Genomic DNA, 16,163 nt, shown 5'->3' on the forward strand with positions numbered 1-16,163 from the left:
CTCCTCACAGGGGCAGGTGGCCCGGAGCGGGCTTCAGCCGCAGCGGAGGGCATCGTGCGCCTCAACCCCCTCAGTCGCTTCGCGACAGCCCCCCCTGAGGGGGAGCACCCGTGAGCGCGGCCTCGGACCCCTGGTGGAAGGGCGCGGTCCTCTACCACGTCTATGTGCGCTCCTTCTTCGATGCGAACGGCGATGGGCAGGGCGACCTGGCCGGCGTCGAGGCCAAGCTCGACTACATCAGCGCGCTCGGCGTGGACGGCATCTGGCTGTCGCCGATCCACCCCTCTCCGAACCGCGACTGGGGCTACGACGTCGCCGACTTCGAGGGCGTGCAGGCGGACTACGGCTCGATGGCCGACGTCCAGCGGCTGCTGCAGGCCGCGCACGCGAAGGGGCTGAAGGTGCTGCTCGACGAGGTGCTCTCCCACACCTCCGACGAGCACCCCTGGTTCGTGGAGAGCCTGACCGGAGGCGAGGCGGGCCCCAAGGCGGACTGGTACGTCTGGGCCGACCCGAGGGACGACGGGACCGCGCCGAACAACTGGCTCTCGGTGTTCGGCGGCCCGGCCTGGGCCTACCAGCCGGCCCGGCGCCAGCACTATCATCACAAGTTCCTGCGCCAGCAGCCGAAGCTCAACTGGCTCAATCCGCAGGCCCGCGAGGCGGCGCTCTCGGTGCTCGATTTCTGGCTGGAGAAGGGCGTCGACGGCTTCCGGCTCGACGTCGCCGGCACCTACCTGCACGATGCGTCGCTCGCCGACAACCCGCCGGTGCCCATGGCCGAGCGGACCGGCCGCGAGTGGGCCCATGCCGGCAACCTGCAGCGGCGCCTGCACGATTCGAACCTGCCGGAGAACGCCGAGATGCTGGACCTCATCGGGCGGCGGGTGGAGGCCCACGCGGAGCGGTTCGTGTTCGGCGAGTTCTCGGAGGAGGAGGCGCGCTGCGGCGCCTATCTGCCGCCCGACAAGGGGCTGCACTCGGCCTACACCTTCGTCATGCTGCTGGCCCGCAAGCTCGAACCGGGCTTCGTCAGGGCCCACTATGCGACCCTGGCTGAACATCCCGGCCACTGGCCGACCATCGCCTTCTCCAACCACGACGTGCCGCGCACCGTCTCACGGTTCGGCGGGGCCGATCCGCCGCCGGAACTCGCCAAGCTGATGTTCGCGCTGCTGGTCAGCCTGAAGGGCACGACCGTGATCTACCAGGGCGAGGAGCTTGGCCTGCCGCAGGCGAAGCTGCGGCGCGACCAGCTGAGGGATCCCGTGGGCGACCTCTATTGGCCCTATACGGGCGGGCGCGACGGCTGCCGCACGCCGATGCCCTGGCGGGCCGATGCGCCGAACCTCGGCTTCACGACGGGGCGGCCCTGGCTGCCTGTGGCGGAGGAGCATGCCGGCCTCACCGTTTCGGCGCAGGAGCAGGACCCGGAGTCCATGCTGGCGTTCGCCCGCGCGATGATCGCCCTGCGCAAGGGATCGGCCGCGATGACCACGGGCGAGATTGCGTTCCTGGAGACGGCCGATCCGGTGCTCGCCTTCACCCGCACGGCTGGGCCCGAGCGGATCGCCTGCGTGTTCAACCTCTCGGGTGAGCCGGTCGCCCCGAGCATCGCCGAGCTCGCCGGCGCCGAGCTGCTGGGCGTCCGCGCCGACGAGGCGGAGCTGCGCGGCGCCTCGCTCGGGCTGAGCCCCTATGCCGCGGCGTTCCTGAAGCTCGCCTAATCGGCGAGCTTGACCAGCATCTTGCCGATGTTCTCGCCCTGCATCAGGCCGACCATGGCGTGCGGCGCTTCCTTGATTCCCTCCAGCACCGTCTCGCGCCACTTGATCCGGCCGGTCTTGAGCCAGTCGCGCATGTCGCTCTCGAACTGCGGGCGCAGGTGCATGAAGTCGGTGGCGACGAAGCCGCGGAGATTGATCCGGCCATAGATGATGTTGGAGAGGTTGTAGACCGGCGTGCGGGCGCCGGCGTTGTTGTAGCCGGAAATCATGCCGCAGACCGCGACACGCCCCAGCGTGTTCATATTGGCGAGCGCCGCGTCGAGATGCTCGCCGCCGACATTGTCGAAATAGACGTCGACGCCCTTCGGAGCCGCGGCCTTGAGGCCTTGGCGGATCGGCGTGGTCTTGTAGTTGATCACCGCGTCCAGGCCCGCCTCGTCGCGCAGCCAGGCGGCCTTGTCGTCCGAGCCCGTCGAGCCGATGACGTAGCAGCCCTTGATCTTCGCGATCTGGGCCGCGATCGAGCCCACCGCGCCCGCCGCGGTGGAGACGAAGACCTGCTCGCCGTCCTTGAGCTGGCCGATGGAGAGGAGGCCGCCGTAGGCGGTGAAGCCGGTGCCGCCCAGCACCGACATGTAGGCGGTGAGCGGGATGCCCGGCTCGGGCTTCAGCTTCTGCAGGCCGCGGCCCTCGGAGACGGCGTACTCGCGGAAGCCCAGCGGGTTGCGCACCAGCTCGCCCTCGGCGAAGTCCGGGGTCTTCGACTGCACGATCCGCCCGAGCGCGCCGCCCGACATCGCCTGGCCGAGCTCGTAGCCGTTGGTGAGCCTGGGCCGCATCGCCGGGTCCACCGACATGTAAAGCTGCTGGATCAGCACCTGTCCGTCGGCGATCTCGGGCAGCGGCGCTTCGACCAGCTTGAAGTCGTCCAGCGCCGGCGGCCCGTCGGGGCGCTTCACCAGATGGATCTCGCGGTTCGTCCGGCTCATGGGCGCGTCCTCTCGTCGTGCTGCGGCGGTGGAGCAATGTGACGGCGGGCTCGCGGCGGGGCAAGCTGCGGCTCCCGCGCCCTTCCGAGTCGGCGAGCGGAAGGCTACAGGGGAGTCATGCCAGACGGCGAGGCCAAGAGCGCGCGCAGCGAGACCCGGTTCGGCCAGGGGTTCCTGACCGACATCTGGTACTTCGCCGCGCTGGCGTCGGACCTCAGGCCCGGTCGTCTCGCCCGCTACGAGATGCTCGGCCAGCCGGTGCTGCTCGGCCGTTCGAAAGCGGGCCGGCTATTTGCGCTTCGGGACATCTGCCCGCACCGCGCCGCGCCGCTGTCGGCCGGCCGCTTCCACCGCGAGGCCTCGGGTGCGGAGACGGTGGAGTGCCCCTACCACGGCTGGCGGTTCGCCGCCGACGGCGCCTGCGCGGCGATCCCCTCGCTGGTCGAGGACCAGGCGTTCGAGATCGACCGCATCCGGGTGCGCCGCTATCCGGTCGCCGAGAGCCAGGGGCTGGTGTTCGTCTGGGTGGCCGGTGATGCGCGCGGCGAAGGCGAGCCGGACCAGCCGCCGCCGGCGTTCCCCGGCGTGGTCGGCGGCGGTCCGAAGCTTGTCGACCGCATGGAGTTCGACGCCCATATCGACCACGCCGTGGTCGGGCTGATGGACCCCGCCCACGGCCCCTACGTGCACCAGCAGTGGTGGTGGCGCTCGAAGGCGAGCCAGCACGAGAAGGCCAAGCGCTTCGAGCCGCGCGAGGCGGGCTTCGCCATGGTGCGCCACGAGCCGTCGAGGAACTCCCGCGCCTACGCCATCCTGGGCGGCGAGCCGCTGACCGAGATCACCTTCCGGCTGCCGGGCCTGCGATGGGAGCACGTGACGGTGGGCAGGCGCCAGGTTCTGTCGCTGACCTGTCTGACCCCGATCGACGAGAAGCGGACGCGGATCACCCAGATCGTCTGGTCCGACCACCCGGCCTTCCTGTTCCTGAAGCCGTTCATCGCCGCCGGCGCGCGCGCCTTCCTGCGCCAGGACGGCGAGATGGTGCACCTGCAGAACCAGGGCCTGAAGTACGACCCGCCGCTGATGTGGGTCGACGACGCCGACCGCCAGGCCAAGTGGTACCAGCAGCTGAAACGCGAATGGACGGCGAGCCGCCGCGAGCGGCGCGCCCTGGTCAATCCGGCGGAACCGGCGACCCTGCGCTGGCGGAGCTGAGGCGCGGCGCGCCCGGCAGGGCGACGGTTTCAGGCCACCTGGCGCATGGCCCGCGCCGCCGAGATCTCGGCCTCCGCTTCGGCGATGTAGTCGCGGGTGATCGGCGCCGCGTCGACCTTCTTGGCGAGCTGCATCTGGAAGACGAAGTGGCCGCGGTAGCGGAACGCGATCTCGCTGAGCGCGAGATAGAACTCCCACATCCGGCAGAACCGCTCGTCGTAGAGCGCGGCGATCTCCGCCCGATGGGCGGCGAAGCGTTCGCGCCAGGCCTTCAGGGTTTCGGCGTAGTGCAGCCTGAGGATCTCGATGTCGGTGACCATCAGGCCGGCCCGCTCGACGCAGGGCAGCACCTCCGACAGCGAGGGGATGTAGCCGCCCGGGAAGATGTACCGGGCGATCCAGGGCTGGGTGAAGGCCGGCCCGTCGGCGCGGCCGATGGAGTGCAGCACCGCCACGCCGTCGTCCTTCAGCAGCTTCGCCATCTGGTCGAAATAGACCTGGTAGTTGGGCCGGCCGACGTGCTCGAACATGCCGACCGAGACGATGCGGTCGTAGCGGCCCCGGACGTCGCGGTAATCGGTGAGCGAGAAGCGGGCGCGGCCCGCCAGGCCCGCGGCCTCGGCGCGCGCCTTGGCGGTGGCGAGCTGCTCGGTCGACAAGGTGATCCCGTCCACCTCCACCTGCGCGGCGCGCGCCAGGCTCAGCGCCAGACCGCCCCAGCCGCAGCCGATGTCGAGCACCTTCTGCCCAGGCTGCAGGAGCAGCTTGGCCGCCAAGTGCCGCTTCTTGGCCGCCTGCGCTTCCTCCAGGCTCGCCCCGGGATGCGGGAAGTAGGCGCAGGAGTACTGCATGTCGGGATCGAGGAAGCGGCGGTAGAGGTCGACCGAGAGGTCGTAGTGGTGGGCGACGTTGCGCCGCGCGGCGCGCCGCGCGTTGGCCATCAGCCGGCGATCGAGCCACCACCGCCAGAGCGCGCTCGCCCGCCTCAAGGGCCGGTGCTTGGCGTTGCGCCCGATCAGGTCAGCGAGGTCGTGGATCGCGCCCGACTCCAGGACGAGGCCGCCCTCCATGTAGGCCTCGCCGAGGCCCATCGACGGATTGGCGGCGATCCGCGCCAGCCACCTGGGCGTCACGATCCGCACCGCCACTGGCGGTCCCGAGCCGTCGCCGAGCGTGAACTCCCGTCCGCCGGGCAGGCGCACCGTGAGGTCGCCTTCGCGGATAACCTTCTGCAGATAGGCTTGAAAGGCCATGTCGCACCCCTACGTTCCCCAACCTAGGTTAGGGAACGGCGTTCGCGCGGCCAAGGTTCCTTGCAAACGCGGTCTTCGCTCGAGGGTTCCCGCCGCGCGCCGCGGCCGCCTTGACTCTTCCGCCGCCTTTTCTTACTTCCCGAACGACGCTGGCACTCGTGGACCTCGACTGCTAACAGTGCGGGCCTCAGCGCGGCGTCACCTTGAATCCAACCGTCTCGAACGGAGAAAGAGCATCATGGCGTTTCGTCCTCTGGGAGATCGCGTCCTCGTCCGGCGCGTCGAGGAAGAAGAGAAGACCCGGGGCGGGATCATCATCCCGGACACGGCGAAGGAGAAGCCGCAGGAAGGCGAAGTGATCGCCGTCGGCCCCGGCGCACGCGACGAGAGCGGCAAGATCCAGCCGCTCGACGTCAAGTCCGGCGACCGCATCCTGTTCGGCAAGTGGTCGGGCACCGAGGTCAAGCTGGACGGCGAAGACCTGCTGATCATGAAGGAAAGCGACATCCTGGGCGTGCTCGATCCCGAGCGGGCCGCCAAGGCCGCCTGAGCCCCGTCCCGCATCCCCATCATCTAGGAAAGAGAGACAGCAATGGCTGCCAAAGACGTCTATTTCGCCTCCGACGCGCGCGATCGCATGCTGCGCGGCGTCAACACGCTCGCCAACGCGGTCAAGGTGACCCTGGGCCCGAAGGGCCGCAACGTGGTCATCGAGAAGTCGTTCGGCGCCCCGCGCTCGACCAAGGACGGCGTCACCGTCGCCAAGGAGATCGAGCTCACCGACAAGTTCGAAAACCTCGGCGCCCAGCTGATCCGCGAGGTCGCCTCGAAGACCAACGACAAGGCCGGCGACGGCACCACCACCGCGACCGTGCTCGCCCAGGCGATCGTCGCCGAGGGCCTGAAGTCGGTGGCCGCCGGCATGAACCCGATGGACCTGAAGCGCGGCGTCGACAAGGCGGTCGCCAAGGTCGTCGAGGAGATCAAGAACTCCTCCAAGAAAGTGACCACCAACGCCGAGATCCAGCAGGTCGGCGCGATCTCCGCCAACGGCGACACCGAGGTCGGCGACATGATCGCCAAGGCCATGGAGAAGGTCGGCAACGAGGGCGTGATCACCGTCGAGGAAGCCAAGACCGCCGAGACCGAGCTCGACGTGGTCGAGGGCATGCAGTTCGACCGCGGCTACCTGTCGCCCTACTTCATCACCAACGCCGAGAAGATGGAGGCCGATCTCGAAGAGCCGCTGATCCTGCTGTTCGAGAAGAAGCTCTCCTCGCTGCAGCCGCTGCTGCCGGTGCTCGAGGCCGTGGTGCAGTCCGGCCGTCCGCTGCTGATCATCGCCGAGGACGTCGAAGGCGAGGCGCTGGCCACCCTGGTGGTCAACAAGCTTCGCGGCGGCCTGCGGGTCGCGGCGGTCAAGGCGCCGGGCTTCGGCGATCGCCGCAAGGCGATGCTCGAGGACATCGCCATCCTGACCGGCGGCCAGCTGATCAGCGAAGACCTCGGCATCAAGCTCGAGAACGTCACCCTCGACATGCTGGGCAAGGCCAAGAAGGTGACCATCAACAAGGACGACACCACCATCGTCGACGGCTCGGGCGACAAGGCCGGCATCGAAGGCCGCATCGCCCAGATCAAGAAGCAGATCGAGGACACCACCTCCGACTACGACAAGGAGAAGCTGCAGGAGCGGCTGGCGAAACTCGCCGGCGGCGTCGCGGTGGTCCGCGTCGGCGGCTCGACGGAAGTCGAGGTGAAGGAGAAGAAGGACCGCGTCGACGACGCCCTCAACGCGACCCGCGCGGCCGTGGAAGAAGGCATCGTGCCGGGCGGCGGCGTCGCCCTCCTGAAGGCCTCGAAGGTGCTCGACGGCTTCAAGGGCGACAACGACGACCAGGAAGCCGGCGTCGCCATCGTGCGCCGCGCGCTGCAGGCCCCGATCCGCCAGATCGCCGAGAACGCCGGCGTGGAAGGCTCGATCGTGGTCGGCAAGGTGCTGGAGAACGCCTCTCCGACCTTCGGCTTCGACGCCCAGACGGAGCAGTACGTCGACCTGGTTCAGGCCGGCGTCATCGATCCGGCCAAGGTGGTCCGCACCGCCCTGCAGGACGCGGCTTCGGTGGCCGGCCTGATGATCACGACGGAAGCCGCGATCGTCGAGGCGCCGAAGAAGAACGCCGGTGGCGGCGGCATGCCCGGCGGCGGCATGGGCGGCGGCATGGGCGACATGGACTTCTAAGGTCCGGACATCCAACTCAGTGCGAAGGGCGGAGCTTCGGCTCCGCCCTTTTTCTTTGCGTGGTTGATCGGTGATTTCGTTCGCGTATTGTTCTCGAATGGTGTCATCCGAAACCACCGACAGCGTCTCCTGACGTGGCGAGCTCGCCAGCTCCGGAAGGCGGACACGAATGCCGAAACGCGCCTTTGGCAAGCGGTACGCGACGGGCGGCTCGGCGGTTGGAAGTGGCGACGCCAAGCGCCGATCGGGCCCTACATCGCCGACTTCCTGTGTGTTGAAGCAAGTCTCGTCGTCGAACTGGATGGCGGACAGCATTCCGAGCAACGCGCCTACGACGAGCGCCGGACCCTTTTCCTGCAAGCGCAAGGCTTGCGGGTGCTCCGTTTCTGGAATCGGGACGTGCTGACGAACTGCAACGGAGTGTGCCTCACCCTCTTGCGAGCGTGCGCCGAAGTCTCGCTTCTCCCGCGCGGCGCGCGGGAGAAGCGGCGCTCCGGCCCTCGGTCTGGCATCCTGAAGGAACCCGCTGTACGAGCCGACCTCACCGTGCCCTCTCCCGCGCGCCGCGCGGCAGAGGCGGAAAATGAAGGACGCGCGCATGCTGCTGTCGGACCTGAAGGTCGTGGAGTGGTCGACCTGGGTGGCGGGGCCGGGCTGCGCGGCGCTGATGGCCGACTGGGGCGCGAGCGTGATCAAGGTGGAATCCGCCGCCGGGGACGCCACCCGCGCCTTCTTCCCGGACACCGCCGAGAGCCCCGGCAACCCGGTCTTCACCATGGAAAACCGCGGCAAGCGCGGCATCGTGCTGGACACGGCCAAGCCCGAGGGCCGCGCGGCCATGCTGGCGCTGATGAAACAGGCCGACGTCTTCATCACCAACGTCCGGCCGGGCTCGCTGACGCGCGCCGGCCTCGACTACGACAGCGTCAGGGGCGCCTGCCCGCAGCTGATCTACGCCAACGTGACCGGCTACGGCCTGACCGGCGAGATGGCCGATGCGGCGGCCTTCGACATCACCGCCTTCTGGGCCCGCAGCGGCGCGGCGCGCTCCATGATCCCGCCCGACCAGGAGCCGTTCCCCAGCCGGCCGGGATTCGGCGACCACTTCACGGCGCTGGCGACGCTGTCCGGCGTCCTGGCGGCGCTGCACGAGCGCACGCGCACGGGCCAGGGGCGGCGGGTCGAGACGGCCCTGATGCGGGTCGGCGCCTATGCCGTCGGCTGGGATCTGTCGCTGCTGCTGCGCTACGGCGACGTGACCACCGCCCAGCCCAAGCGCGACCGGATGGTCGCCTTCTCCGGCTTCTTCCACACCGCCGACGACCGCTGGTTCGTCGTCGTGGTGAAGAGCCCCAACGACTATCCGAACGTGATGCGCGCAATCGGCAAGGCCGAGATGCTGGAGGATCCCCGCTATCGTCCGCCCTATTCCGACATCGAGCACGTGCGCACGGTCCGCGGCGTGCTGGATGCGGCGTTCGGGGCCATGACCCTGGAGCAGGCCTCGGCCTTGCTGAACGAAGCCGACATCGCGTTTGCGCCCATGGACAGCCTGCACGACCTGGAGATGAACCCGCAGGCGCACGAGGCGGGAATTTTCGTGGAGACCCCCGACGGCTGGGGCGGCTCGTTCTGGGGCCCCGCCTCGCCGGTGCGCTTCCCCGGCCTTGAGACCGCGCCCAGGGGACCGGCGCCCAAGCTCGGCCAGCACACCCGCGAGGTGCTGCTCGAGCTCGGCTACGACGAGCCGACGGTGGCGGCGATGCTCGCCGCCGGCGCGGCCCTCCAGCGCTAGAGCCTGCGCCCCTCCCGCACGACCAGGTGGCCGATCCAGCTGGTGACGCCGGTGATCACGGCGGCGATGACGCCGGCGGCGAAGCCGTGCACCTGGAAGCCCTTCAGGAAGGCCGAGACCAGCAGGATCATCGCGGCGTTCACCACCAGCAGGAACAGGCCCAGCGTCACCAGGGTGAGCGGCAGGGTGAGCAGGACCACGATCGGCCGGATGAAGGCGTTGACCAGGCCCAGCAGCACCGCCGCGATCAGCAGGGTCTCCAGGCTGTTCGCGCGCACGCCGGGCGTCAGCTTGGTCGCGATCCACAGACCAAGCGCCGCGAACAGCGCGCGGACGATGAACCTGGCGAGCATGGCGTGCCTCCCGAGCCGAGGCTGCGATTAGAGCCTGTCGCGCGGCCGCTGCAAAGCTTTCGCGCCAGGCCCGTTGCGGCGCCGTGACCGGCGCGGCGCATTTCAGCCGCAAGCGCGTCGCCAAGCTGGCGCCGACGCGGCGTGGAGGGCTGGGGCGATGTGGCGGCCGATCATGGCGATGGCGCTGGTCTTGGCGCTCGCCGCCTGCGCCTCGGAGTCCCGGCGCGAGGTCCGCGCCCATGACGGCGGCGCCGGCTCCGGCGGGGCGCGCCAGCGGCGAAACCTGTTCGTCAGCCCCTCCGGCGAGCCGTTCCGCGGCGCGAACGGGCTTGCGGCGTGGTTCGCCGGCGCCGACGCCGACCATGACGGGAATCTCACGGCCGCCGAATTCCAGGCCGATGCGGAGCGCTTCTTCAAGCGGCTCGACGCCAATGGCGACGGCGTGATCGACGGCTTCGAGATGCAGGGCTACGAACAGGCCATCGCGCCGGAAGTCGCCGCCCTGGAGTTCGACCGCATCGCCGGGATCGGGAGGGCGGCGGGCGAGCGGCGCGGCGGCACGGGCGGCGGCGCACGCGGCCGGCAGGGCGCGGCGCGTTATTCGCTGATCAACGAGCCCGAGCCGGTCGCAGGCGCCGACGCCAACCTGGACGGCCGGGTGAGCCTGGCGGAGTGGCGGCAGGCGACGACGAGGCGCTTTGCGGCGCTCGACAAGCTGAAGACCGGCCGCCTGACGCTGGGCGCGCTGCGCGGCGAGGCGCCCGCCAGGCGCTGAGCCTACTCGGCCGCGACGTGCTGCACCTGCGGCACGTGCTGGGCGAGACGCCCGCCGATGCGGATAGGCTCGATGCGGCGCGCCAGGCCGGTCAGCGGGCTGGTCTCGACGAACACCCCGCAGACGGTCGCCAGCCCCTCGGCCGGCTTGAACCGGCCGCCGGAGATCCGCGTCGTGAACCGCCTGAGCGGCTCCTCCTTGTCGTTGCCGATGACGCTGTCGTAGTCGGCGCAGGCGCCGGCGTCGGTCTGGTAGGCGGTGCCGCCCGGAAGCACCTGGGCGTCGGCGGTCGGCACATGGGTGTGGGTGCCCACCACCAGGCTCGCGCGGCCGTCGCAGAAGTGGCCCATGGCCATCTTCTCCGATGTCACCTCGGCGTGCATGTCGACGATCACCGCATCGGCCGCGGCGCCGAGCGGGCAGGCCTCCAGCTCGCGGTCCACCGCCGAGAACGGGTCGTCCAGCGCATCCATCTGCACCCGGCCCAGCAGGCTGATCACCAGCACGTTGCGGCCGGCCTCGGTCTGGAAGAGCTGCGCGCCGCGGCCCGGCGGATGGGCCAGCGCCGGGTAGTTCAACGGCCGGATCAGGCGCGGCTCGCGCACGATATAGGTCAGCGCCTCCTTCTGGTCCCAGGCGTGGTTGCCGAGCGTCAGGCAGTCGGCGCCGGCGGCGAACAGCTCGCGGGCGGTGTTCTCGGTGATGCCGAAGCCGGCGGCGGCGTTCTCGGCGTTGACGACGACGAACTCCAGGCCCAGCCGTCGCCTGAGGCCCGGCAGGTGCTCGGCCAGGCCCTCGCGGCCCGATCGGCCGATCACGTCCCCGAAGAAGGCGAAGCGCATCAGGTCTCCTCCAGGGCGGCGATATAGCCGGCCTCGGTCAGGATGGCGTCGAGCCGCTGGTCGTGCGGCTCCATGGGGATCGCCTCCACCTCCTGGCCGGCGAACGCAAGACCCAGGATGAAAACCGGGCCGGCGTCGCGAAGGTTCTGCAAGGTGCGGTCATAGTGGCCGCCGCCCTGGCCCAGCCGCCCGCCCCGGCGGTCGAACGCGAGCACCGGGGCGATCACCAGCTGCGGCCGCACGGCCGGCGCGGCTTCCGTCGGCGACAGCACCCCGAAGGCGTCCGGCGCGAGCGGATCGCCCGGCGTCCACAGACGGAACTCGAAGGCCGCGTCGCGCCGCGCGGCGAGCGGCAGGGCCAGGGCCGCGCCCGCCTCGGCGAGGCGCTTGGCCAGCGGCCCCGGATCCATCTCCGAGCCGTGCGGATGGTAAGCGCCCACGACCTCGAAGGCGCAAAGACGTTCGAGCGGGGCGTGCGCCGCCGCCTGCCGCGCGGCCTGTGGCGCGGCTTCGGCCAGCCGCCGGCGCAGCCCGCGCATCCGCGGCCGCAGGACCGCCTTGTCCAGCGCGGGGGTCACGAGGGCCAAGCCTAACGCAGAGGTGGCGGCGCCGCGAGAACCGTGAAGGACTGTTTCACCCCCTCGACCTGGTACACCAGGTGGGCGCCGTGTGCCCGGGACCACGGTCCCGGCCAGGGACAGCTCCCTCAGAGAGAATTAAGGTCGCTGGGATATGTCGCCTTCGACGCGAGCCGCAGCAGACCCGCCGAAGAGCCAAGGTAGTGGCGCGCGGGGGCGATCTCAAGGCGCGCGTCGGTCCGTGCCCGCCATGAAGGCGCGTTACTCGGCCGCGATCTTCTCGATCTTCTGAGCGGCGGATTCCAGGGCCGCCACGGCGCGGGTCTCGAGGCGCGAGCGGTCGGTCTGCGCCCGGCCGAGCTCGGCCTGGATGGCCGCGAGCCGCGCCTTGGCGTCGGCCAGCTCGTCGGCGAGCAGGAGAGCGCCCATCAGGAACAGCCGCGTGTCGCCGAGCTGGCCCATGTCCTGCGAGACGTGGCGGACCTGCTGGTCGAAGATGCGGGCGAGCTCCAGGAGATGCGCCTCCTGGCCGTCCTCGCAGCCGACCGCATAGGGCCGGCCGTTCACCTCCACCGTCACCTGGGCCATCTCAATGCTCCTGCGCGGCCGCGCCGCCGTTGAGCGCCGCGCGGATCTCGAGGATCGCCCGGCCGAGCGCCGCGGAAGCCTCGGCGCCTGCCTCCTCCAGCTCGCGCTCGCGGGCGCGCGCCTTGTCCAGCTCGTCGGCGAGCTTGGCGCGGTCCTGGTCGAACAGGCCCCCCGCCTCCGCCCCAGCCGTCTTCAGCCGCTCGGCCAGCCGCTGCTCCAGGACGAAGACCGCCCGCTCCAGCCGCCGCGCCGCGAGATCGAGCGCGCTCTCGCCGCTCATGCCGTTGCTCCTCTCGGGAAAGGGTCTGGCCGGTCCGATTTAGACACGCGTCGCGGCTCTTGCGAAGGCCGCTTCCTTGACCGCTCCGTGCGCGCGTGCGAGGCGGGCGGGACCGCCGCCATCCTGAGTCCCGACCGGAAATGCCTGCGCCTCTGAAGACCATGGCCGACGCCGTCCGCATGCTCTCGCTGGATGCGGTGGAGCGGGCCGGCTGCGGGCATCCGGGAATGCCCATGGGCATGGCGGACGTGGCGACGGCGCTCTGGACGAAGGCGCTGAAGTACGACGCCGGCCAACCCGCCTGGCCCGACCGCGACCGCTTCGTGCTCTCCGCCGGCCACGGCTCCATGCTGCTCTACAGCCTGCTGCATCTGACCGGCTTCAAGGCCATGACGCTCGATCAGCTGAAGGCTTTCCGGCAACTGGGCTCGGCGACGCCCGGGCATCCGGAGTACGGCCACACGCCGGGCGTCGAGACCACCACCGGACCGCTCGGCCAGGGGCTCGGGGCCGCCGTGGGCATGGCCATCGCCGAGCGGCATCTCGCGGCCCGCTTCGGCGCCGAGCTGGTCGACCACCGCACCTGGGTGCTGGCCGGCGACGGCTGCCTGATGGAGGGCGTCAGCCAGGAGGCGATCACGCTGGCGGGCCGGCTGCGGCTCTCGCGACTGACCGTGCTGTGGGACGACAACCGCATCACCATCGACGGGGCGATCGGGCTCTCCGACGCCACCGACCAGGCGGCGCGCTTCAGGGCCGCCGGCTGGGCCGTGAAGGCGATCGACGGCCATGACGGCGGCCAGATCCGCCGTGCGCTCGCATGGGCGCAGCGCCAGGACCGGCCGAGCCTGATCGCCTGCAAAACCACCATCGGCAAGGGCGCGCCCACCTTCGAAGGCACCCACGACGTCCACGGCAAGGCGCTGGGCGCCGAGGAGGTCGCCGCCACCCGCCGGAACCTCGGCTGGCCGCACGAGCCTTTCGTACTGCCGGACGAGATCTACCGTCCCTGGCGGGCGGCGGGCCGGCGCGGCGCAAGGGCGCGCAAGGCCTGGGAGGCCAGCCTCGCCGCCTCGCCGATGCGCAGCGAATTCGAGCGCGCCATGGCCGGCGAACTGCCGCGTCATGCGTTCGATGAGCTCGACCGCTTCATCGCCGAGGCGGAGGCGAGCAGGCCCGCCGCCGCGACCCGCCAGCACTCGGGGGCGGTGCTGGAGCGCATCTTCGGCGAAATCCCCGAGCTGATCGGCGGCTCGGCCGACCTCACCGGCTCCAACAACACCTACGTGAAGAACACCCAGGTGCTCGACGCGCCGGACTACGCCGGCCGCTACATCAACTATGGCGTGCGCGAGCACGGCATGGCCGCGGCGATGAACGGCATGGCCGTGCACGGCGGGATCATCCCCTACGGCGGGACCTTCCTGGTGTTCACCGACTACAGCCGCCCGGCGATCCGGCTGGCCGCGCTGATGGGCGTGCGCGTGATCCATGTCGGCACCCACGATTCCATCGGCCTGGGCGAGGACGGCCCGACCCATCAGCCGGTCGAGCAGCTTGCGGCGCTTCGGGCCATGCCGAACCTGAACGTGTTCCGCCCCGCCGACGCGGTGGAGACGGCGGAGTGCTGGAAGCTCGCGCTCGGTTCGCAGCGCGCGCCCTCGGTGCTGGCCCTGTCGCGCCAGAAGGTCGCGGCGGTGCGCACCCGCCCGATCGGCGAAAACCTGAGCGCGCGCGGCGCCTACCAGCTGGCGGCCGCCGGCCATCCGGCGCAGGTGACGATCTTCGCCTCAGGATCGGAAGTCGCCGTCGCGCTCGGCGCGCGCGACCTCCTGGAAGCCGAAGGGATCGGCGCGCGGGTGGTCTCCACCCCCTGCTGGGAGCTGTTCGAGGACCAGCCCGCCGATTACCGGGCCGCGCTGATCGGCGAGACGCCGGTGCGCGTCGCCGTCGAGGCCGGCGTGCGCATGGGTTGGGACCGCTTCATCGGCGCTCACGGCGCCTTCGTCGGGATGCAGGGCTTCGGGGCGAGCGCCCCCGACAAGGTGCTTTTCCCGCACTTCGGAATCACCGCCGAAGCGGTGGCCGAGGCGGCCAAGGCGCAGCTGTAGGCCGATGCGCCTCGGCACGCCTCTGTCGCCTACCGCGGTCAAGGTCATGCTGCTGGGGGCCGGCGAGCTCGGCAAGGAGGTGGCGATCGAGCTGCAGCGGCTGGGCTGCGAGGTGATCGCTGTCGACCGCTATGCCGATGCGCCCGGCATGCAGGTCGCCCACCGCGCCCACGTGATCGCGATGACCGATCCGCAGGCCCTCAGGGCCGTAATCGAGGCCGAGCGGCCCCACCTCGTGGTGCCCGAGATCGAGGCCATCGCCACGGACGAGCTCCTGAAGATCGAAGCCGAGGGTCTGGCGACCGTCATTCCGACCGCGCGCGCCGCCCAGCTCACCATGAACCGCGAAGGCATCCGCCGGCTGGCGGCGGAGGACCTCGAACTGCCGACCAGCGCCTACGCCTTCGCCTCGTCCGAGGCCGAGCTGGCCGAGGCGGCCCGCGAGATCACCGGCTTCCCCTGCTTCGTGAAGCCGGTGATGAGCTCCTCTGGCAAGGGCCAGTCCTATGTCGAGGCCCCCGACGGGATCGCCGAGGCCTGGCGCTACGCCCTGGAGGGCGGACGCGTGGAGCAGCCGCGGGTCATCGTCGAGGCGCGGGTGGAGTTCGACTTCGAGATCACCCAACTCACCGTGCGTCACCTGGTGGGCGGCGAGACGGCGACCAGCTTCTGCGCCCCGATCGGCCACCGGCAGGTGAAGGGCGACTACGTCGAGAGCTGGCAACCGCAGCCGATGAGCGAGCCCGCCCTCGCCCGTTCGCGCGCGATCGCCAAGGCGGTCACCGATGCGCTGGGCGGGCTGGGGATCTTCGGCGTCGAGCTGTTCGTGAGGGGCGACGAGGTGTGGTTCTCCGAGGTCTCGCCCAGGCCGCACGATACGGGCCTCGTCACGCTGGCGAGCCAATACCAGAGCGAATTCTGCCTGCACGCCCGGGCCATCCTCGGCCTGCCGGTGGACGTCGCCCTGCGCGAACCCGGCGCGAGCGCGGTCATCTACGGCGGCCTGGACGCGCGGGGCATCGCCTTCGAGGGGGTGGGCGAGGCGCTGTCCGTGCCCGGCGCGGACCTGCGCCTGTTCGGCAAGCCGGAAAGCTATCTGCGTCGGCGCATGGGCGTCGCCCTGGCCCGCGCCGGCGACGCCGATGAAGCCCGCCGCCGCGCCGCGGAGGCCGCGGCCAAGGTGCGCCCGGTCAGGGGATGACCGTGCGCGTCGCCCTCGCGCCCGTGCCGCTCGCGCAGAAGCCCGAGTTGCGGGCGATGTTCGATCCCTACCTGATCGCCCACGCCGATCTGGCCGATCCCGAGCGGCGCCACGGCGATCCGCTCGATCAGCCCTATTTCGACCTCTATTGGACCGAGCCCGGGCGCGAGCCGCTGTGGATCCTGGCGGATGGCGCGCGCGCCGGCTTCGTGCT

General features: G+C 70.7%; 16 protein-coding genes, 1 other RNA gene and 1 pseudogene. 10 read left to right on the forward strand and 8 right to left on the reverse strand.

Annotated features, from left to right (window positions below; genetic code table 11):
- Positions 1-110 precede the first annotated feature (110 nt).
- The gene (locus tag VLI41_RS10120) at positions 111-1,727 is read left to right on the forward strand and encodes an alpha-glucosidase family protein (RefSeq protein WP_325267951.1); all 1,617 of its coding nucleotides are present in this window, start codon (positions 111-113) and stop codon (positions 1,725-1,727) included.
- On the opposite strand, the gene VLI41_RS10125 is transcribed toward VLI41_RS10120, so the two are convergent.
- Positions 1,724-2,716 carry an NADP-dependent oxidoreductase gene (locus VLI41_RS10125; RefSeq protein WP_325267952.1) on the reverse strand — a complete coding sequence of 331 codons (993 nt, stop codon included), beginning with the start codon at positions 2,714-2,716 and terminating at the stop codon, positions 1,724-1,726. The genes VLI41_RS10120 and VLI41_RS10125 overlap by 4 nt on opposite strands.
- Positions 2,717-2,833: 117 nt before the next feature.
- Here VLI41_RS10125 and VLI41_RS10130 point away from each other — a divergent pair, with 117 nt between their 5' ends.
- Complete coding sequence (locus tag VLI41_RS10130; protein ID WP_325267953.1) at positions 2,834-3,931, forward strand: aromatic ring-hydroxylating dioxygenase subunit alpha; 1,098 nt, start codon at positions 2,834-2,836, stop codon at positions 3,929-3,931.
- A gap of 29 nt (positions 3,932-3,960) precedes the next feature.
- Here VLI41_RS10130 and VLI41_RS10135 read toward each other — a convergent pair whose 3' ends face one another.
- On the reverse strand, positions 3,961-5,184 hold the full coding sequence (locus tag VLI41_RS10135; protein ID WP_325267954.1) for a cyclopropane-fatty-acyl-phospholipid synthase family protein: 1,224 nt from the start codon (positions 5,182-5,184) through the stop codon (positions 3,961-3,963).
- Positions 5,185-5,422: 238 nt separating this feature from the next.
- Between VLI41_RS10135 and groES the strand changes: the two genes are divergently transcribed.
- From groES to VLI41_RS10155, 4 genes and pseudogenes are all read left to right on the forward strand, one after another.
- Positions 5,423-5,734: a co-chaperone GroES gene (groES, locus tag VLI41_RS10140; protein ID WP_325267955.1), complete on the forward strand. Its 312-nt coding sequence runs from the start codon at positions 5,423-5,425 to the stop codon at positions 5,732-5,734.
- Positions 5,735-5,776: 42 nt separating this feature from the next.
- Positions 5,777-7,426: a chaperonin GroEL gene (groL, locus tag VLI41_RS10145; RefSeq protein WP_325267956.1), complete on the forward strand. Its 1,650-nt coding sequence runs from the start codon at positions 5,777-5,779 to the stop codon at positions 7,424-7,426.
- An 87-nt stretch (positions 7,427-7,513) separates the two neighbouring features.
- Positions 7,514-7,861, forward strand: a pseudogene (locus VLI41_RS10150) (endonuclease domain-containing protein); the annotation flags it as partial.
- Between the two features lie 148 nt (positions 7,862-8,009).
- A complete protein-coding gene (locus tag VLI41_RS10155) occupies positions 8,010-9,221 on the forward strand; it encodes a CaiB/BaiF CoA-transferase family protein (protein WP_325267957.1) in 1,212 nt (403 codons plus the stop codon).
- Here VLI41_RS10155 and VLI41_RS10160 read toward each other — a convergent pair.
- Positions 9,218-9,574 carry a phage holin family protein gene (locus tag VLI41_RS10160; protein ID WP_325267958.1) on the reverse strand — a complete coding sequence of 119 codons (357 nt, stop codon included), beginning with the start codon at positions 9,572-9,574 and terminating at the stop codon, positions 9,218-9,220. The two genes, VLI41_RS10155 and VLI41_RS10160, sit on opposite strands and share 4 nt — an antisense overlap.
- Positions 9,575-9,731: 157 nt before the next feature.
- Between VLI41_RS10160 and VLI41_RS10165 the strand changes: the two genes are divergently transcribed.
- Positions 9,732-10,349, forward strand: a complete 618-nt coding sequence (locus VLI41_RS10165; protein WP_325267959.1) for a hypothetical protein — start codon at positions 9,732-9,734, stop codon at positions 10,347-10,349.
- Between the two features lie 2 nt (positions 10,350-10,351).
- Here VLI41_RS10165 and VLI41_RS10170 read toward each other — a convergent pair whose 3' ends face one another.
- From VLI41_RS10170 to VLI41_RS10190, 5 genes are all read right to left on the reverse strand, one after another.
- Positions 10,352-11,191, reverse strand: coding sequence for a TIGR00282 family metallophosphoesterase (locus VLI41_RS10170; RefSeq protein ID WP_325267960.1), 840 nt, complete (start codon positions 11,189-11,191; stop codon positions 10,352-10,354).
- On the reverse strand, positions 11,191-11,769 hold the full coding sequence (locus VLI41_RS10175) for a 5-formyltetrahydrofolate cyclo-ligase (protein ID WP_325267968.1): 579 nt from the start codon (positions 11,767-11,769) through the stop codon (positions 11,191-11,193). Before VLI41_RS10175 ends, VLI41_RS10170 begins: the two co-directional genes overlap by 1 nt.
- A 24-nt stretch (positions 11,770-11,793) precedes the next feature.
- Positions 11,794-11,954: non-coding RNA, 6S RNA (gene ssrS / locus VLI41_RS10180), on the reverse strand.
- A 76-nt stretch (positions 11,955-12,030) separates the two neighbouring features.
- Positions 12,031-12,357 (reverse strand): cell division protein ZapA, encoded by a 327-nt coding sequence (locus VLI41_RS10185; protein ID WP_325267961.1) that lies wholly within the window; start codon positions 12,355-12,357, stop codon positions 12,031-12,033.
- Between the two features lies 1 nt (position 12,358).
- On the reverse strand, positions 12,359-12,637 hold the full coding sequence (locus VLI41_RS10190) for a DUF4164 family protein (protein ID WP_325267962.1): 279 nt from the start codon (positions 12,635-12,637) through the stop codon (positions 12,359-12,361).
- 140 nt (positions 12,638-12,777) lie between these two features.
- On the opposite strand from VLI41_RS10190, the gene tkt reads away from it, so the two are divergent.
- The 3 genes from tkt to VLI41_RS10205 form a co-directional block, all read left to right on the forward strand.
- Positions 12,778-14,748: a transketolase gene (gene tkt, locus VLI41_RS10195; protein ID WP_325267963.1), complete on the forward strand. Its 1,971-nt coding sequence runs from the start codon at positions 12,778-12,780 to the stop codon at positions 14,746-14,748.
- A 4-nt stretch (positions 14,749-14,752) separates the two neighbouring features.
- On the forward strand, positions 14,753-15,949 hold the full coding sequence (purT, locus tag VLI41_RS10200) for a formate-dependent phosphoribosylglycinamide formyltransferase (RefSeq protein WP_325267964.1): 1,197 nt from the start codon (positions 14,753-14,755) through the stop codon (positions 15,947-15,949).
- Positions 15,950-15,951: 2 nt separating this feature from the next.
- Positions 15,952-16,163 (forward strand): hypothetical protein (locus VLI41_RS10205; RefSeq protein WP_325267965.1); only part of this gene is annotated, 212 nt, incomplete at its 3' end.

Source organism: Phenylobacterium sp. (genome assembly GCF_035475775.1).
Taxonomy (GTDB): domain Bacteria; phylum Pseudomonadota; class Alphaproteobacteria; order Caulobacterales; family Caulobacteraceae; genus Phenylobacterium.

Excerpts from the sequence above, each read along its gene's own strand:
- VLI41_RS10125 (WP_325267952.1), bottom strand. The coding sequence starts at position 2,716 with ATGAGCCGGACGAACCGCGAGATCCATCTGGTGAAGCGCCCCGACGGG.
- VLI41_RS10130 (WP_325267953.1), top strand. The coding sequence starts at position 2,834 with ATGCCAGACGGCGAGGCCAAGAGCGCGCGCAGCGAGACCCGGTTCGGC.
- VLI41_RS10135 (WP_325267954.1), bottom strand. The coding sequence starts at position 5,184 with ATGGCCTTTCAAGCCTATCTGCAGAAGGTTATCCGCGAAGGCGACCTC.
- groES (WP_325267955.1), top strand. The coding sequence starts at position 5,423 with ATGGCGTTTCGTCCTCTGGGAGATCGCGTCCTCGTCCGGCGCGTCGAG.
- groL (WP_325267956.1), top strand. The coding sequence starts at position 5,777 with ATGGCTGCCAAAGACGTCTATTTCGCCTCCGACGCGCGCGATCGCATG.
- VLI41_RS10155 (WP_325267957.1), top strand. The coding sequence starts at position 8,010 with ATGAAGGACGCGCGCATGCTGCTGTCGGACCTGAAGGTCGTGGAGTGG.
- VLI41_RS10160 (WP_325267958.1), bottom strand. The coding sequence starts at position 9,574 with ATGCTCGCCAGGTTCATCGTCCGCGCGCTGTTCGCGGCGCTTGGTCTG.
- VLI41_RS10165 (WP_325267959.1), top strand. The coding sequence starts at position 9,732 with ATGTGGCGGCCGATCATGGCGATGGCGCTGGTCTTGGCGCTCGCCGCC.
- VLI41_RS10170 (WP_325267960.1), bottom strand. The coding sequence starts at position 11,191 with ATGCGCTTCGCCTTCTTCGGGGACGTGATCGGCCGATCGGGCCGCGAG.
- VLI41_RS10185 (WP_325267961.1), bottom strand. The coding sequence starts at position 12,357 with ATGGCCCAGGTGACGGTGGAGGTGAACGGCCGGCCCTATGCGGTCGGC.
- VLI41_RS10190 (WP_325267962.1), bottom strand. The coding sequence starts at position 12,637 with ATGAGCGGCGAGAGCGCGCTCGATCTCGCGGCGCGGCGGCTGGAGCGG.
- tkt (WP_325267963.1), top strand. The coding sequence starts at position 12,778 with ATGCCTGCGCCTCTGAAGACCATGGCCGACGCCGTCCGCATGCTCTCG.
- purT (WP_325267964.1), top strand. The coding sequence starts at position 14,753 with ATGCGCCTCGGCACGCCTCTGTCGCCTACCGCGGTCAAGGTCATGCTG.